This window comes from Streptomyces sp. NPDC015127, from assembly GCF_043080095.1.
Taxonomy (GTDB): Bacteria; Actinomycetota; Actinomycetes; order Streptomycetales; family Streptomycetaceae; genus Streptomyces.
The window spans coordinates 61,610-74,145 of sequence record NZ_JBIBVE010000003.1; the positions used below are offsets into that span (position 1 = coordinate 61,610).

The following is a 12,536-nucleotide window of genomic DNA, read 5'->3' on the forward strand; positions in this document are numbered from 1 at the left end:
GCCGAGCGCGTGCATGGTCACCAGGTGTGTCTCCCCGCCGATGCGACCGGCGCCTCCTTACTGTAGGAGCGCTGCGTAGAGTCAACGCCCCGTCGCGGAGGGTGACCGGGGCCCTCCACGGTGGGAAGAGGATCGATGGCTGAAATCGTGCTGGGAATCAACGCGTATCACGCCGACTCGTCGGCCTGCATCCTCGTCGACGGGGAGCTCGTTGCCGCAGCCGAAGAGGAGCGATTCCGGCGGCAGAAGCACTGGGCGGGAGTGCCGACCGAGGCGATCCGCTATTGCCTCCGTGAAGGCGGCGTCGGCCTCGGCGACGTCGATCACGTCGCCATCAACCGTGATCCGAGGAGCAGCTTCCGCAAGAAGGTGGCCTACACGCTCGCCAACAGACCGTCGCCGCGCCTCGTGGTCGAGCGGCTCCGCAATGCGCGCGCGTGGCTGGACGTCGAGGGCATGATGCGCCAGGCCGCCGAGCTCGACGGTGGGCACGGTGGCGCCTTCCGAGGCAGGATCCACCGCGTCGAACACCATCTCGCGCATCTCGCGTCGGCGTTCTACGCCTCGCCCTACACCGAGGCCGTGGCGGTTTCCGTGGACGGCTTCGGCGACTTCGCGAGCACGGCCTGGGGCTTCGGGCGCGGGGGCGACCTGTCCCTGGACGGCCGGGTCTATTTCCCGCACTCGCTCGGAGTCTTCTACCAGACGATCACTCATTACCTGGGCTTCCACCACTACGGCGACGAGTACAAGGTCATGGGCCTCGCGCCCTACGGCGAGCCCGCGTACGTGGATCACCTGCGCAAGGTCGTTCTCCTTGAGGACGACGGCACGTTCCGCCTCGATCTCGGCTTCTTCCGCCATCACCGCGAGAGCACCTCGTACGAGTGGGCGAACCAGACTCCGCATGCCGACGGCATGTACAGCGAGGCGCTGGTGGATCTGCTCGGCCCACCGCGCGCGCGTCATGACGATCTCACCCAGCGTCACCGCGACATCGCACGGTCCGCCCAGGTCGTCTACGAGGACGCGTTCTTCCACCTCCTCAACGCGGTCCACCGCCGGTATGCGTGCGACGCGCTGGTCGTCGCGGGGGGATGCGGCCAGAACTCGGTCGCCAACGGGAAGATCTACGAACGCTCGCCCTTCAGGCGGGCCTACATGCCGCCTTCGCAGCCCGACGCGGGTGGCGCGATCGGCGCCGCAGCCCACGTCTGGCATCGCTTGCATGCCGGGGAGCGGGCGACGATCGGGGCGAGTGCCTATCTGGGGCCGTCGTTCGGCCAGGCCGAGATCGCTGCGCTGCTGAAAGCGGAGGCCGCCGCGCTCGGCGGCGCGAGCGTCGTGCGGACAGCGAACACGGCTGAGCTGTGCCGGCGGGTGGCGGACGCGCTTGCGGCCGGACGTGTCGTCGGGTGGTTCCAGGGGCGCATGGAGTGGGGGCCGCGCGCGCTCGGCAATCGATCGATCCTGGGCGATCCACGGCGCGCCGACATGAAGCAGATCCTCAACGAGAAGATCAAGCGGCGTGAGTCATTCCGGCCCTTCGCTCCGTCCATCCTCCGGGCCGACGTGGGCGAATGGTTCGAGACGGACGACGACGTGCCCTACATGAGCAAGGTGTTCACGATCCGCGAGGAAAAGCGCGCGCAGATCCCGGCGGTCACGCACGTCGACGGAACCGGACGCCTGCAAACGGTCGATGCGAGCGAGAATCCGCTGTACCACGAGCTGATCACGGCGTACCGGGACCTGACGGGCGTGCCGATGGTGCTCAACACGTCCTTCAACGAGAACGAGCCGATCGTGTGCAGGCCGCAGGAGGCACTCGACTGCTTCCTGCGGACGAACATGGACGTTCTGGTCATGAACGAGTTCCTGGTCGAACGGCCCTGAGGAACCGACCGCCGAGACGATGTCGGTGCGCCCTCCGCTTCCACCGCGAGAGGGCGTACCGGAGGTGCCGGGTTTCCGCGCGGGGCGACCGTATCGTCCCGGTGTGAAACCCAGGGCCGGGCCGGCCCTCACCGCGAGCCTGACGGTGCCGACCTTCGCTCCACCGGTGCGCGGACCGAGGGTCGCCTGGCCTCGGTGGCACGATGCTCGCGGGCGGGCCGACCGGGGCCTGGCTGCTGCACGAGTCGGTAGCACAGTCGCGGTGGTGCCGGCGCTGCCGACCGCGCCGGCCCTGGCGCTCGGGCTCGTCTTCTGGGTGGCTCCGCGCGCGCGTACCCCGGAATCGGGATGACCGGAGCGGGATGCGACAGGCCCGGCAGGGCCCCGGAGGCAACCGCTCCGCGGGGCGAACAGCGTGCCGCGGTTTGACACGCAACCCCCGCGGGGTAATCTCTTCGGCTCGATTGGCCACGAGCCCGGAGCGTGTGGCAGACTGTCCGGGTTGCTCGGTTGAGTGCCGATGCTGCGCGCCTCCCGCCGGGAGGACCGGAAGCGAGTCCCACAGTACTCGTCGATCCCACGCGGGTCGGACGTACGGGAATCTTCCGGGAAGTGTCAGCGGGGTACCGGCCAGGCACTCGGTGGGAGCTCTTCCCCCGGTCCGCGGTCCTCGGGACCGCACCCCCTTGGTTGGGAAATCCTTCGGGAGATCTTCGTAGAGGGAGTGCGACACGCCCGACCGCGGGGGTCGGAGAAGAGAGCAGGACTCACCGAGTTCCAGAGCGTTTCACTAGACAAAGGACTACTGAGTAGCCATGGCGGGACAGAAGATCCGCATCCGGCTCAAGGCCTACGACCACGAGGTCATCGACTCCTCGGCGAAGAAGATCGTCGAGACGGTGACCCGCACTGGTGCGTCGGTCGCGGGCCCGGTGCCGCTGCCCACTGAGAAGAACGTGTACTGCGTCATCAAGTCGCCGCACAAGTACAAGGACTCGCGCGAGCACTTCGAGATGCGCACGCACAAGCGCCTGATCGACATCCTCGACCCGACGCCCAAGACCGTTGACTCGCTGATGCGCCTGGACCTTCCGGCCGGCGTTGACATCGAGATCAAGCTCTGAGAGGCGCGGAAGAGATGGCTAAGCAGATCAAGGGCGTCCTGGGCGAGAAGCTCGGCATGACCCAGGTCTGGGACGAGAACAACCGTGTCGTCCCGGTGACCGTTGTCAAGGCCGGGCCCTGCGTCGTTACCCAGGTCCGTACGAACGACATCGACGGCTACGAGTCGGTCCAGATCGCCTTCGGCGAGATCGACCCTCGCAAGGTGAACAAGCCCCTCAAGGGCCACTTCGCCAAGGCCGACGTGACCCCCCGCCGCCACCTGGTGGAGCTCCGCACCCCTGACGCCAGCGAGTACACGCTGGGCCAGGAGATCACTGCCGAGGTGTTCGAGTCCGGCGTCAAGGTCGACGTCACGGGCAAGAGCAAGGGCAAGGGCTTCGCCGGTGTCATGAAGCGTCACAACTTCAAGGGCCTCGGCGCCGGTCACGGCACCCAGCGCAAGCACCGCTCTCCCGGCTCCATCGGTGGCTGTGCCACCCCGGGCCGTGTGTTCAAGGGCCTCCGCATGGCGGGCCGCATGGGCAACGAGCGGGTCACCACCCAGAACCTGACCGTTCACGCCGTTGACGCGGAGAAGGGTCTGCTGCTCATCAAGGGCGCAGTTCCCGGTCCGAACGGCGGCCTGGTCCTGGTCCGCACTGCGGCCAAGGGGGCCTGAGGACTATGAGCACCATTGACATTCTGTCGCCCGCCGGCGACAAGTCCGGGACCGTTGAGCTCCCGGCCGAGATCTTCGACGCCAAGGTCAGCGTCCCGCTGATCCACCAGGTCGTCGTCGCGCAGCTGGCCGCTGCCCGTCAGGGCACGCACAAGGTCAAGACGCGTGGCGAGGTCCGCGGTGGTGGCAAGAAGCCGTACCGCCAGAAGGGCACCGGCCGCGCCCGCCAGGGTTCGACCCGTGCGCCGCAGTTCGCCGGCGGTGGCGTCGTCCACGGCCCCGTGCCGCGTGACTACTCGCAGCGGACCCCGAAGAAGATGAAGGCCGCCGCCCTGCGCGGTGCCCTCTCGGACCGGGCGCGCCACTCCCGCATCCACGTCGTCTCCGACGTGGTCGACGGCGCGGTGTCCACCAAGGCCGCCAAGACGCTGTTCGGCAAGATCTCGGAGCGCAAGAACCTGCTCCTGGTCGCCGAGCGCAGCGACGAGGCCGCGTGGCTGTCCGCCCGCAACCTGCCCCAGGTCCACATCCTGGAGCCGGGCCAGCTGAACACGTACGACGTGCTCGTCTCCGACGACGTGGTCTTCACCCAGGCCGCCTTCGAGTCCTTCGTGTCCGGCCCCAAGGCCGCCAACGACACCGAAGGGAGCGAGGCCTGATGTCCGAGGCCACTATCACCAGCAAGACCTACTCGGACCCGCGCGACATTCTTGTCAAGCCGGTTGTTTCCGAGAAGAGCTACGCGCTGCTGGACGAGAACAAGTACACGTTCATCGTCGACCCGCGTGCCAACAAGACCCAGATCAAGCAGGCCGTCGAGGCGGTCTTCTCGGTCAAGGTCACCGGGGTCAACACGATCAACCGTCAGGGCAAGCGCAAGCGCACCCGCACCGGTTTCGGCAAGCGCGCCAACACCAAGCGCGCCATCGTGACCCTTGCTGAGGGCGACCGTATCGACATCTTCGGCGGCCCGACCTCCTGACGGAGGTCGAGTCGTCCGATATCGGACGAGGACTGAGAAATGGGTATCCGCAAGTACAAGCCGACGACTCCGGGCCGTCGTGGCTCCAGCGTCGCCGACTTCGTCGAGATCACGCGGTCCACGCCGGAGAAGTCGCTGGTCCGCCCCCTGCACAGCAAGGGCGGCCGTAACAACACCGGTCGTGTGACCGTCCGTCACCAGGGCGGTGGCCACAAGCGCGCCTACCGCGTGATCGACTTCCGTCGTCACGACAAGGACGGCGTGCCGGCCAAGGTCGCTCACATCGAGTACGACCCGAACCGCACCGCGCGCATCGCGCTCCTGCACTACGCAGACGGCGAGAAGCGCTACATCATCGCACCGCGTGGCCTGAACCAGGGCGACCGTGTCGAGAACGGCCCGGCCGCCGACATCAAGCCCGGCAACAACCTGGCGCTGCGCAACATCCCGGTCGGTACGACCATCCACGCCATCGAGCTGCGGCCCGGCGGCGGCGCGAAGTTCGCCCGCTCCGCGGGTGCCTCCGTGCAGCTGCTGGCGAAGGAGGGCCAGATGGCCCACCTGCGTATGCCGTCCGGCGAGATCCGCCTGGTCGACGTCCGCTGCCGCGCCACCATCGGCGAGGTCGGCAACGCCGAGCAGTCGAACATCAACTGGGGCAAGGCCGGCCGCAAGCGCTGGCTGGGCGTTCGCCCGACCGTTCGCGGTGTGGCGATGAACCCGGTTGACCACCCGCACGGTGGTGGTGAGGGCAAGACCTCCGGTGGTCGCCACCCGGTCTCCCCGTGGGGTCAGAAGGAGGGTCGTACTCGTTCTCCCAAGAAGGCGAGCAACAAGTACATCGTCCGCCGCCGCAAGACGAACAAGAAGCGCTAGGAGCGGGTTTAGATGCCGCGCAGTCTCAAGAAGGGGCCCTTCGTCGACGACCACCTGATCAAGAAGGTGGACGCACAGAACGAAGCCGGTTCCAAGAACGTCATCAAGACCTGGTCCCGTCGCTCGATGATCGTCCCGGCCATGCTGGGCCACACGATCGCGGTGCACAACGGCAAGACCCACGTCCCGGTGTTCGTCACCGAGTCGATGGTCGGCCACAAGCTCGGCGAGTTCTCGCCGACTCGCACCTTCCGCGGCCACGTCAAGGACGACCGGAAGTCGAAGCGCCGCTAGCAGCGGGGTGGAACGACTAATGACTTACACCGAAGGGACAACCATGGAAGCCAGGGCCCAGGCGCGGTACATCCGCGTCACGCCCATGAAGGCCCGCCGCGTGGTGGACCTCATCCGTGGCATGGACGCCACGGAGGCTCAGGCGGTCCTGCGTTTCGCCCCGCAGGCCGCGAGCGTGCCGGTCGGCAAGGTGCTGGACAGCGCCATTGCCAACGCCGCGCACAACTACGACCACACGGACGCCTCTTCGCTGTTCATCAGCGAGGCGTACGTGGACGAGGGCCCGACCCTGAAGCGGTTCCGTCCGCGTGCTCAGGGCCGTGCCTACCGGATCCGTAAGCGGACCAGCCACATCACCGTGGTCGTCAGCAGCAAGGAAGGAACCCGGTAATGGGCCAGAAGGTAAACCCGCACGGGTTCCGGCTCGGTATCACCACGGACTTCAAGTCCCGCTGGTACGCCGACAAGCTGTACAAGGACTACGTCAAGGAAGACGTCGCCATCCGTCGGATGATGACGTCCGGCATGGAGCGCGCCGGCATCTCGAAGGTTGAGATCGAGCGCACCCGTGACCGCGTGCGGGTGGACATCCACACCGCGCGTCCCGGCATCGTCATCGGCCGCCGTGGCGCCGAGGCCGACCGCATCCGCGGCGACCTCGAGAAGCTGACGGGCAAGCAGGTCCAGCTGAACATCCTCGAGGTCAAGAACCCCGAGGTCGACGCTCAGCTCGTGGCCCAGGCCGTTGCCGAGCAGCTGTCCTCCCGCGTCTCCTTCCGCCGCGCCATGCGTAAGAGCATGCAGTCGGCGATGAAGGCGGGCGCCAAGGGCATCAAGATCCAGTGTGGCGGCCGTCTCGGCGGCGCCGAGATGTCCCGCTCGGAGTTCTACCGCGAGGGCCGTGTGCCGCTGCACACGCTCCGCGCGAACGTCGAGTACGGCTTCTTCGAGGCCAAGACCACCTTCGGCCGCATCGGCGTGAAGGTCTGGATCTACAAGGGCGACGTCAAGAACATCGCCGAGGTCCGCGCCGAGAACGCTGCTGCCCGCGCCGGCAACCGCCCGGCCCGTGGCGGTGCCGACCGTCCGGCCCGTGGTGGCCGCGGTGGCGAGCGTGGCGGTCGCGGTCGCAAGCCGCAGCAGGCTGCTGCTGCCGAGGCCCCCAAGGCCGAGGCCGCTGCCGCCGCTCCGGCTGAGAGCACCGGAACGGAGGCCTGACCGAAATGCTGATCCCCCGTAGGGTCAAGCACCGCAAGCAGCACCACCCGAAGCGCAGCGGTATGTCCAAGGGTGGTACGCAGGTTGCGTTCGGCGAGTACGGCATCCAGGCCCTCACTCCGGCGTACGTGACCAACCGCCAGATCGAGGCGGCTCGTATCGCGATGACCCGCCACATCAAGCGTGGCGGCAAGGTCTGGATCAACATCTACCCGGACCGCCCGCTGACCAAGAAGCCTGCCGAGACCCGCATGGGTTCCGGTAAGGGTTCCCCGGAGTGGTGGGTCGCGAACGTCAAGCCCGGTCGGGTGATGTTCGAGCTGTCCTACCCGAACGAGAAGATCGCGCGTGAGGCCCTGACTCGAGCGGCTCACAAGCTGCCGATGAAGTGCAAGATCGTCAAGCGCGAGGCAGGTGAGCTGTGATGTCGGCCGGTACCAAGGCGTCCGAGCTGCGCGAGCTGGGCAACGAGGAGCTTCTCAACAAGCTCCGCGAGGCCAAGGAAGAGCTGTTCAACCTCCGCTTCCAGGCGGCGACCGGTCAGCTCGAGAACCACGGCCGGCTGAAGGCCGTCCGCAAGGACATCGCCCGGATCTACACCCTGATGCGCGAGCGTGAGCTGGGCATCGAGACGGTGGAGAGCGCCTGATGAGCGAGAGCAACGTGACTGAGAACAAGGAAGCCCGCGGTTTCCGCAAGACCCGTGAGGGTCTGGTCGTCAGCGACAAGATGGACAAGACCGTCGTCGTCGCCGTCGAGGACCGCGTGAAGCACGCGCTGTACGGCAAGGTCATCCGCCGTACGAACAAGCTCAAGGCGCACGACGAGCAGAACGCCGCGGGTGTCGGCGACCGTGTCCTCCTCATGGAGACCCGGCCGCTGTCCGCGACGAAGCGCTGGCGCGTCGTCGAGATCCTCGAGAAGGCCAAGTAATTGCTTGAAGGGGTAACCCTTCGAGTTCGTTCCGCCAGGCTCGGTGGGGGCCTCCGCTGTGAGGCCCCCGCCGGGAACCGGCAGACAATCAGGAGATAGACGTGATCCAGCAGGAGTCGCGACTGCGTGTCGCCGACAACACTGGTGCCAAGGAGATCCTTTGCATCCGTGTTCTCGGTGGTTCCGGTCGCCGCTACGCGGGCATCGGTGACGTCATCGTCGCCACCGTCAAGGATGCGATCCCCGGTGGCAACGTGAAGAAGGGTGACGTCGTCAAGGCGGTCATCGTTCGCACCGTCAAGGAGCGCCGCCGCCAGGACGGCTCGTACATCCGCTTCGACGAGAACGCCGCCGTCATTCTGAAGAACGACGGCGACCCTCGCGGCACCCGTATCTTCGGCCCCGTGGGCCGTGAGCTGCGCGAGAAGAAGTTCATGAAGATCATCTCGCTCGCGCCGGAGGTGCTGTAAGCATGAAGATCAAGAAGGGCGACCTGGTACAGGTCATCACCGGCAAGGACAAGGGCAAGCAGGGCAAGGTCATCGCGGCCTTCCCCCGCGAGGACCGCGTCCTGGTCGAGGGTGTCAACCGGGTCAAGAAGCACACCAAGGCCGGCCAGACCGCTCGTGGTTCGCAGACCGGCGGCATCGTCACCACCGAGGCCCCCATCCACGTGAGCAACGTTCAGCTCGTTGTGGAGAAGGACGGCAAGAAGGTCGTGACCCGCGTCGGTTTCCGCTTCGACGACGAGGGCAACAAGATCCGCGTTGCCAAGCGGACGGGTGAGGACATCTGATGGCTACCACCACCACTCCGCGTCTGAAGACGAAGTACCGCGAGGAGATCGCGGGCAAGCTGCGTGAGGAGTTCTCGTACGAGAACGTCATGCAGGTTCCCGGCCTCGTCAAGATCGTGGTCAACATGGGTGTGGGCGACGCCGCCCGCGACTCCAAGCTGATCGAGGGTGCCATCAAGGACCTCACCACGATCACCGGTCAGAAGCCGGCCGTCACCAAGGCCCGCAAGTCCATCGCGCAGTTCAAGCTGCGCGAGGGTCAGCCGATCGGTGCCCACGTCACGCTCCGTGGCGACCGCATGTGGGAGTTCCTGGACCGCACCCTGTCGCTCGCGCTCCCGCGCATCCGCGACTTCCGTGGTCTGTCCCCCAAGCAGTTCGACGGCCGTGGCAACTACACCTTCGGTCTCACGGAGCAGGTCATGTTCCACGAGATCGACCAGGACAAGATCGACCGTGTCCGGGGTATGGACATCACCGTGGTCACCACGGCGACCAACGACGACGAGGGCCGCGCCCTCCTTCGTCACCTCGGCTTCCCGTTCAAGGAGGCGTGAGCGAGATGGCGAAGAAGGCTCTGATTGCCAAGGCTGCTCGTAAGCCGAAGTTCGGTGTGCGCGCGTACACCCGCTGCCAGCGCTGCGGCCGTCCGCACTCCGTGTACCGCAAGTTCGGCCTGTGCCGCGTGTGCCTTCGTGAGATGGCTCACCGTGGCGAGCTGCCGGGCGTGACCAAGAGCTCCTGGTAATCCCCTCGTTGGGATGACCGGAGTCTCTCGGTAAGCACTGGGTATGGCGGAGGCCCTTCCCTCCATGGCTTAGGCTAGGAGGGTTGGGCGTCCGCCGCCCGTACGACTTACTACGCCGTAGGTCCCCGCGCCGCACCCGTCCCGCCCCTGTGTGGGGAGAGGGATGGCGCATACAGGAAACCCCGGCGAGAGAGGCCGAAGGCCAATTCATGACCATGACTGATCCGATCGCAGACATGCTTACGCGTCTGCGGAACGCGAACTCGGCATACCACGACTCCGTGGCGATGCCGCACAGCAAGATCAAGTCGCACATCGCGGAGATCCTCCAGCAGGAGGGTTTCATCACCGGCTGGAAGGTCGAGGACGCCGAGGTCGGCAAGAACCTCGTCCTGGAGCTGAAGTTCGGCCCGAACCGTGAGCGTTCGATCGCCGGCATCAAGCGCATCTCCAAGCCGGGTCTGCGCGTTTACGCGAAGTCCACCAACCTGCCGAAGGTTCTCGGCGGCCTGGGCGTGGCGATCATCTCCACGTCCCACGGTCTCCTGACCGGCCAGCAGGCGCAGAAGAAGGGCGTGGGTGGGGAAGTCCTCGCCTACGTCTGGTAGTCGGGAACGGAGGAAAAGCTCATGTCGCGAATCGGCAAGCTCCCCATCCAGGTTCCCGCCGGTGTGGACGTCACCATCGATGGCCGCACGGTCACTGTGAAGGGTTCCAAGGGCACCCTCACGCACACCGTCGCCGCGCCGATCGAGATCGTCAAGGGTGAGGACGGCGTTCTGAACGTCACCCGCCCCAACGACGAGCGTCAGAACAAGGCCCTCCACGGCCTGTCCCGCACGCTGGTGGCGAACATGATCACCGGTGTGACCCAGGGATACACCAAGGCGCTCGAGATCAGCGGTGTCGGTTACCGCGTTGCCGCGAAGGGCTCCAACCTGGAGTTCCAGCTCGGCTACAGCCACCCGATCCTGGTGGAGGCGCCTGACGGCATCTCCTTCAAGGTCGAGTCGCCGACCAAGTTCTCGGTCGAGGGCATCGACAAGCAGAAGGTCGGCGAGGTCGCCGCGAACATCCGCAAGCTGCGCAAGCCCGACCCGTACAAGGCCAAGGGCGTGAAGTACGCGGGCGAGGTCATCCGCCGCAAGGTCGGAAAGGCGGGTAAGTAAGCCATGGCATACGGTGTGAAGATCGCCAAGGGCAAGGCCTACAAGGCTGCTGCCATCAAGCGCCGCCACATCCGCGTCCGCAAGAAGGTCTCGGGCACGGCCGAGCGTCCGCGCCTGGTCGTGACGCGCTCGAACCGCCACATGGTCGCCCAGGTCATCGACGACATCAAGGGTCACACCCTGGCGTCGGCGTCGACCCTGGACACCTCCATCCGGGGTGGCGAGGGCGACAAGTCCGCGCAGGCCAAGCAGGTCGGCGCCCTGGTCGCCGAGCGTGCGAAGGCCGCCGGTGTCGAGGCTGTCGTGTTCGACCGTGGTGGCAACCAGTACGCCGGGCGCATCGCCGCCCTGGCGGACGCCGCCCGCGAAGCCGGGCTCAAGTTCTGAGCCTGCCGTAGCTAGCGGATAAAGAGAGAGGTAATTCCAATGGCTGGACCCCAGCGCCGCGGAAGCGGTGCCGGTGGCGGCGAGCGGCGGGACCGGAAGGGCCGTGACGGCGGCGCAGCTGCCGCCGAGAAGACCGCGTACGTTGAGCGCGTTGTCGCGATCAACCGCGTCGCCAAGGTTGTGAAGGGTGGTCGTCGCTTCAGCTTCACCGCGCTGGTCGTGGTGGGCGACGGTGACGGCACCGTTGGTGTCGGTTACGGCAAGGCCAAGGAGGTGCCGGCCGCCATCGCCAAGGGTGTTGAGGAGGCCAAGAAGCACTTCTTCAAGGTCCCCCGTATCCAGGGCACCATCCCGCACCCGATCCAGGGCGAGAAGGCTGCGGGCGTCGTCCTGCTCAAGCCGGCTTCCCCCGGTACCGGTGTTATCGCCGGTGGCCCGGTGCGTGCGGTGCTCGAGTGCGCCGGCGTTCACGACATCCTGTCGAAGTCCCTGGGCTCCGACAACGCGATCAACATCGTGCACGCGACCGTGGCGGCCCTCAAGGGTCTGCAGCGTCCCGAGGAGATCGCGGCTCGCCGTGGTCTGCCCCTCGAGGACGTCGCCCCCGCGGCTCTGCTGCGTGCGCGTGCGGGAGCGGGTGCGTAATGGCTCGCCTCAAGATCACGCAGACGAAGTCGTACATCGGCAGCAAGCAGAACCACCGTGACACCCTGCGTTCGCTTGGCCTCAAGCGGGTCAACGACGTGGTCGTCAAGGAGGATCGTCCCGAGTTCCGCGGCATGGTGCAGACCGTCCGCCACCTCGTGACGGTCGAGGAGGTCGACTGACATGGCGGAGCAGAACCCGCTGAAGGTCCACAACCTCCGTCCCGCCCCCGGCGCCAAGACCGCGAAGACCCGTGTCGGTCGTGGTGAGGCGTCGAAGGGTAAGACGGCCGGTCGTGGTACCAAGGGCACCAAGGCCCGTTACCAGGTTCCGCAGCGCTTCGAGGGTGGGCAGATGCCCCTCCACATGCGGCTGCCGAAGCTCAAGGGCTTCAAGAACCCGTTCCGCACCGAGTACCAGGTCGTGAACCTGGACAAGCTGGCCGCCCTGTACCCGCAGGGTGGCGAGGTCACCGTCGCCGACCTGGTCGACAAGGGTGCCGTGCGCAAGAACAGCCTCGTCAAGGTCCTGGGCCAGGGCGAGATCTCCGTGGCGCTGCAGGTGACGGTCGACGCCGTCTCCGGCTCCGCCAAGGAGAAGATCGCCGCCGCCGGCGGCACCGTCACCGAGCTCGTCTGAGACGACTCGATGGCCTGAACATCCAGCCGGGGATGCCTCCCAAAAGGGGCATCCCCGGTTGGTCGTTCCTAGGGGGGCATGGTCGCCGGTAAGGTGGCGTGCACTGTTAACTTCAGCCCGGTGTGCCTACCCGGCAAACCGTGCGGATACGTATTCGTCGATCCTCAAGA

At 66.6% G+C, this 12,536-nt stretch carries 22 protein-coding genes; all 22 read left to right on the top strand.

Annotated features, from left to right (window positions below):
- Positions 1–135 precede the first annotated feature (135 nt).
- The 22 genes from ACF08N_RS06520 to rplO all read left to right on the top strand — a co-directional run bounded on the left by ACF08N_RS06520 (position 136) and on the right by rplO (position 12,366).
- Positions 136–1,896 (top strand): carbamoyltransferase, encoded by a 1,761-nt coding sequence (locus tag ACF08N_RS06520; RefSeq protein WP_392323481.1) that lies wholly within the window; start codon positions 136–138, stop codon positions 1,894–1,896.
- Positions 1,897–2,711: 815 nt separating this feature from the next.
- Complete coding sequence (gene rpsJ / locus ACF08N_RS06525) at positions 2,712–3,020, top strand: 30S ribosomal protein S10 (RefSeq protein ID WP_003948644.1); 309 nt, start codon at positions 2,712–2,714, stop codon at positions 3,018–3,020.
- A gap of 14 nt (positions 3,021–3,034) precedes the next feature.
- On the top strand, positions 3,035–3,679 hold the full coding sequence (gene rplC, locus ACF08N_RS06530) for a 50S ribosomal protein L3 (RefSeq protein ID WP_005313592.1): 645 nt from the start codon (positions 3,035–3,037) through the stop codon (positions 3,677–3,679).
- 5 nt (positions 3,680–3,684) lie between these two features.
- Complete coding sequence (gene rplD / locus ACF08N_RS06535) at positions 3,685–4,338, top strand: 50S ribosomal protein L4 (RefSeq protein ID WP_392323482.1); 654 nt, start codon at positions 3,685–3,687, stop codon at positions 4,336–4,338.
- Entirely contained in the window at positions 4,338–4,661 is a 324-nt protein-coding gene (gene rplW / locus ACF08N_RS06540; protein ID WP_215183665.1) for a 50S ribosomal protein L23, read from the top strand. Before rplD ends, rplW begins: the two co-directional genes overlap by 1 nt.
- A 39-nt stretch (positions 4,662–4,700) precedes the next feature.
- Positions 4,701–5,537 carry a 50S ribosomal protein L2 gene (gene rplB, locus ACF08N_RS06545; protein ID WP_177148618.1) on the top strand — a complete coding sequence of 279 codons (837 nt, stop codon included), beginning with the start codon at positions 4,701–4,703 and terminating at the stop codon, positions 5,535–5,537.
- 12 nt (positions 5,538–5,549) lie between these two features.
- The gene (gene rpsS / locus ACF08N_RS06550; protein ID WP_215183662.1) at positions 5,550–5,831 is read left to right on the top strand and encodes a 30S ribosomal protein S19; all 282 of its coding nucleotides are present in this window, start codon (positions 5,550–5,552) and stop codon (positions 5,829–5,831) included.
- A 43-nt stretch (positions 5,832–5,874) separates the two neighbouring features.
- A complete protein-coding gene (rplV, locus tag ACF08N_RS06555; protein ID WP_009327087.1) occupies positions 5,875–6,222 on the top strand; it encodes a 50S ribosomal protein L22 in 348 nt (115 codons plus the stop codon).
- On the top strand, positions 6,222–7,049 hold the full coding sequence (rpsC, locus tag ACF08N_RS06560; protein ID WP_177148620.1) for a 30S ribosomal protein S3: 828 nt from the start codon (positions 6,222–6,224) through the stop codon (positions 7,047–7,049). Before rplV ends, rpsC begins: the two co-directional genes overlap by 1 nt.
- Positions 7,050–7,054: 5 nt before the next feature.
- On the top strand, positions 7,055–7,474 hold the full coding sequence (gene rplP, locus ACF08N_RS06565) for a 50S ribosomal protein L16 (protein WP_073753483.1): 420 nt from the start codon (positions 7,055–7,057) through the stop codon (positions 7,472–7,474).
- A complete protein-coding gene (rpmC, locus tag ACF08N_RS06570; protein ID WP_010036720.1) occupies positions 7,474–7,698 on the top strand; it encodes a 50S ribosomal protein L29 in 225 nt (74 codons plus the stop codon). Before rplP ends, rpmC begins: the two co-directional genes overlap by 1 nt.
- Positions 7,698–7,982 carry a 30S ribosomal protein S17 gene (gene rpsQ, locus ACF08N_RS06575; RefSeq protein WP_039656223.1) on the top strand — a complete coding sequence of 95 codons (285 nt, stop codon included), beginning with the start codon at positions 7,698–7,700 and terminating at the stop codon, positions 7,980–7,982. Before rpmC ends, rpsQ begins: the two co-directional genes overlap by 1 nt.
- 101 nt (positions 7,983–8,083) lie before the next feature.
- Entirely contained in the window at positions 8,084–8,452 is a 369-nt protein-coding gene (rplN, locus tag ACF08N_RS06580) for a 50S ribosomal protein L14 (RefSeq protein ID WP_003956455.1), read from the top strand.
- 2 nt (positions 8,453–8,454) lie between these two features.
- A complete protein-coding gene (rplX, locus tag ACF08N_RS06585; protein WP_005313570.1) occupies positions 8,455–8,778 on the top strand; it encodes a 50S ribosomal protein L24 in 324 nt (107 codons plus the stop codon).
- Positions 8,778–9,335: a 50S ribosomal protein L5 gene (gene rplE, locus ACF08N_RS06590; RefSeq protein ID WP_392323483.1), complete on the top strand. Its 558-nt coding sequence runs from the start codon at positions 8,778–8,780 to the stop codon at positions 9,333–9,335. Before rplX ends, rplE begins: the two co-directional genes overlap by 1 nt.
- A gap of 5 nt (positions 9,336–9,340) precedes the next feature.
- Positions 9,341–9,526 carry a type Z 30S ribosomal protein S14 gene (locus ACF08N_RS06595; protein ID WP_003956452.1) on the top strand — a complete coding sequence of 62 codons (186 nt, stop codon included), beginning with the start codon at positions 9,341–9,343 and terminating at the stop codon, positions 9,524–9,526.
- Between the two features lie 209 nt (positions 9,527–9,735).
- Positions 9,736–10,134 carry a 30S ribosomal protein S8 gene (gene rpsH, locus ACF08N_RS06600; RefSeq protein ID WP_018847496.1) on the top strand — a complete coding sequence of 133 codons (399 nt, stop codon included), beginning with the start codon at positions 9,736–9,738 and terminating at the stop codon, positions 10,132–10,134.
- A gap of 21 nt (positions 10,135–10,155) precedes the next feature.
- Positions 10,156–10,695, top strand: coding sequence for a 50S ribosomal protein L6 (gene rplF, locus ACF08N_RS06605; protein WP_018847495.1), 540 nt, complete (start codon positions 10,156–10,158; stop codon positions 10,693–10,695).
- Between the two features lie 3 nt (positions 10,696–10,698).
- Positions 10,699–11,082 carry a 50S ribosomal protein L18 gene (gene rplR / locus ACF08N_RS06610; RefSeq protein ID WP_177148623.1) on the top strand — a complete coding sequence of 128 codons (384 nt, stop codon included), beginning with the start codon at positions 10,699–10,701 and terminating at the stop codon, positions 11,080–11,082.
- Between the two features lie 39 nt (positions 11,083–11,121).
- Positions 11,122–11,727 (top strand): 30S ribosomal protein S5, encoded by a 606-nt coding sequence (gene rpsE, locus ACF08N_RS06615; RefSeq protein ID WP_005313527.1) that lies wholly within the window; start codon positions 11,122–11,124, stop codon positions 11,725–11,727.
- On the top strand, positions 11,727–11,909 hold the full coding sequence (gene rpmD, locus ACF08N_RS06620) for a 50S ribosomal protein L30 (protein ID WP_392323484.1): 183 nt from the start codon (positions 11,727–11,729) through the stop codon (positions 11,907–11,909). The genes rpsE and rpmD overlap by 1 nt, the downstream gene beginning before the upstream one ends.
- A 1-nt stretch (position 11,910) precedes the next feature.
- Complete coding sequence (rplO, locus tag ACF08N_RS06625) at positions 11,911–12,366, top strand: 50S ribosomal protein L15 (protein ID WP_177148624.1); 456 nt, start codon at positions 11,911–11,913, stop codon at positions 12,364–12,366.
- Positions 12,367–12,536: the final 170 nt, after the last annotated feature.

What these genes read in the sequence shown, in the direction of transcription:
- rplF (WP_018847495.1), top strand. Translation starts at nt 10,156, where the DNA reads ATGTCGCGAATCGGCAAGCTCCCCATCCAGGTTCCCGCCGGTGTGGAC.
- rpmC (WP_010036720.1), top strand. Translation starts at nt 7,474, where the DNA reads ATGTCGGCCGGTACCAAGGCGTCCGAGCTGCGCGAGCTGGGCAACGAG.
- rpsQ (WP_039656223.1), top strand. Translation starts at nt 7,698, where the DNA reads ATGAGCGAGAGCAACGTGACTGAGAACAAGGAAGCCCGCGGTTTCCGC.
- rpsJ (WP_003948644.1), top strand. Translation starts at nt 2,712, where the DNA reads ATGGCGGGACAGAAGATCCGCATCCGGCTCAAGGCCTACGACCACGAG.
- rpsS (WP_215183662.1), top strand. Translation starts at nt 5,550, where the DNA reads ATGCCGCGCAGTCTCAAGAAGGGGCCCTTCGTCGACGACCACCTGATC.
- rpsH (WP_018847496.1), top strand. Translation starts at nt 9,736, where the DNA reads ATGACCATGACTGATCCGATCGCAGACATGCTTACGCGTCTGCGGAAC.
- rplB (WP_177148618.1), top strand. Translation starts at nt 4,701, where the DNA reads ATGGGTATCCGCAAGTACAAGCCGACGACTCCGGGCCGTCGTGGCTCC.
- rpsC (WP_177148620.1), top strand. Translation starts at nt 6,222, where the DNA reads ATGGGCCAGAAGGTAAACCCGCACGGGTTCCGGCTCGGTATCACCACG.
- rplO (WP_177148624.1), top strand. Translation starts at nt 11,911, where the DNA reads ATGGCGGAGCAGAACCCGCTGAAGGTCCACAACCTCCGTCCCGCCCCC.
- ACF08N_RS06520 (WP_392323481.1), top strand. Translation starts at nt 136, where the DNA reads ATGGCTGAAATCGTGCTGGGAATCAACGCGTATCACGCCGACTCGTCG.
- rplP (WP_073753483.1), top strand. Translation starts at nt 7,055, where the DNA reads ATGCTGATCCCCCGTAGGGTCAAGCACCGCAAGCAGCACCACCCGAAG.
- rplD (WP_392323482.1), top strand. Translation starts at nt 3,685, where the DNA reads ATGAGCACCATTGACATTCTGTCGCCCGCCGGCGACAAGTCCGGGACC.
- rplC (WP_005313592.1), top strand. Translation starts at nt 3,035, where the DNA reads ATGGCTAAGCAGATCAAGGGCGTCCTGGGCGAGAAGCTCGGCATGACC.
- ACF08N_RS06595 (WP_003956452.1), top strand. Translation starts at nt 9,341, where the DNA reads ATGGCGAAGAAGGCTCTGATTGCCAAGGCTGCTCGTAAGCCGAAGTTC.
- rplR (WP_177148623.1), top strand. Translation starts at nt 10,699, where the DNA reads ATGGCATACGGTGTGAAGATCGCCAAGGGCAAGGCCTACAAGGCTGCT.
- rpmD (WP_392323484.1), top strand. Translation starts at nt 11,727, where the DNA reads ATGGCTCGCCTCAAGATCACGCAGACGAAGTCGTACATCGGCAGCAAG.
- rpsE (WP_005313527.1), top strand. Translation starts at nt 11,122, where the DNA reads ATGGCTGGACCCCAGCGCCGCGGAAGCGGTGCCGGTGGCGGCGAGCGG.
- rplV (WP_009327087.1), top strand. Translation starts at nt 5,875, where the DNA reads ATGGAAGCCAGGGCCCAGGCGCGGTACATCCGCGTCACGCCCATGAAG.
- rplE (WP_392323483.1), top strand. Translation starts at nt 8,778, where the DNA reads ATGGCTACCACCACCACTCCGCGTCTGAAGACGAAGTACCGCGAGGAG.
- rplW (WP_215183665.1), top strand. Translation starts at nt 4,338, where the DNA reads ATGTCCGAGGCCACTATCACCAGCAAGACCTACTCGGACCCGCGCGAC.
- rplX (WP_005313570.1), top strand. Translation starts at nt 8,455, where the DNA reads ATGAAGATCAAGAAGGGCGACCTGGTACAGGTCATCACCGGCAAGGAC.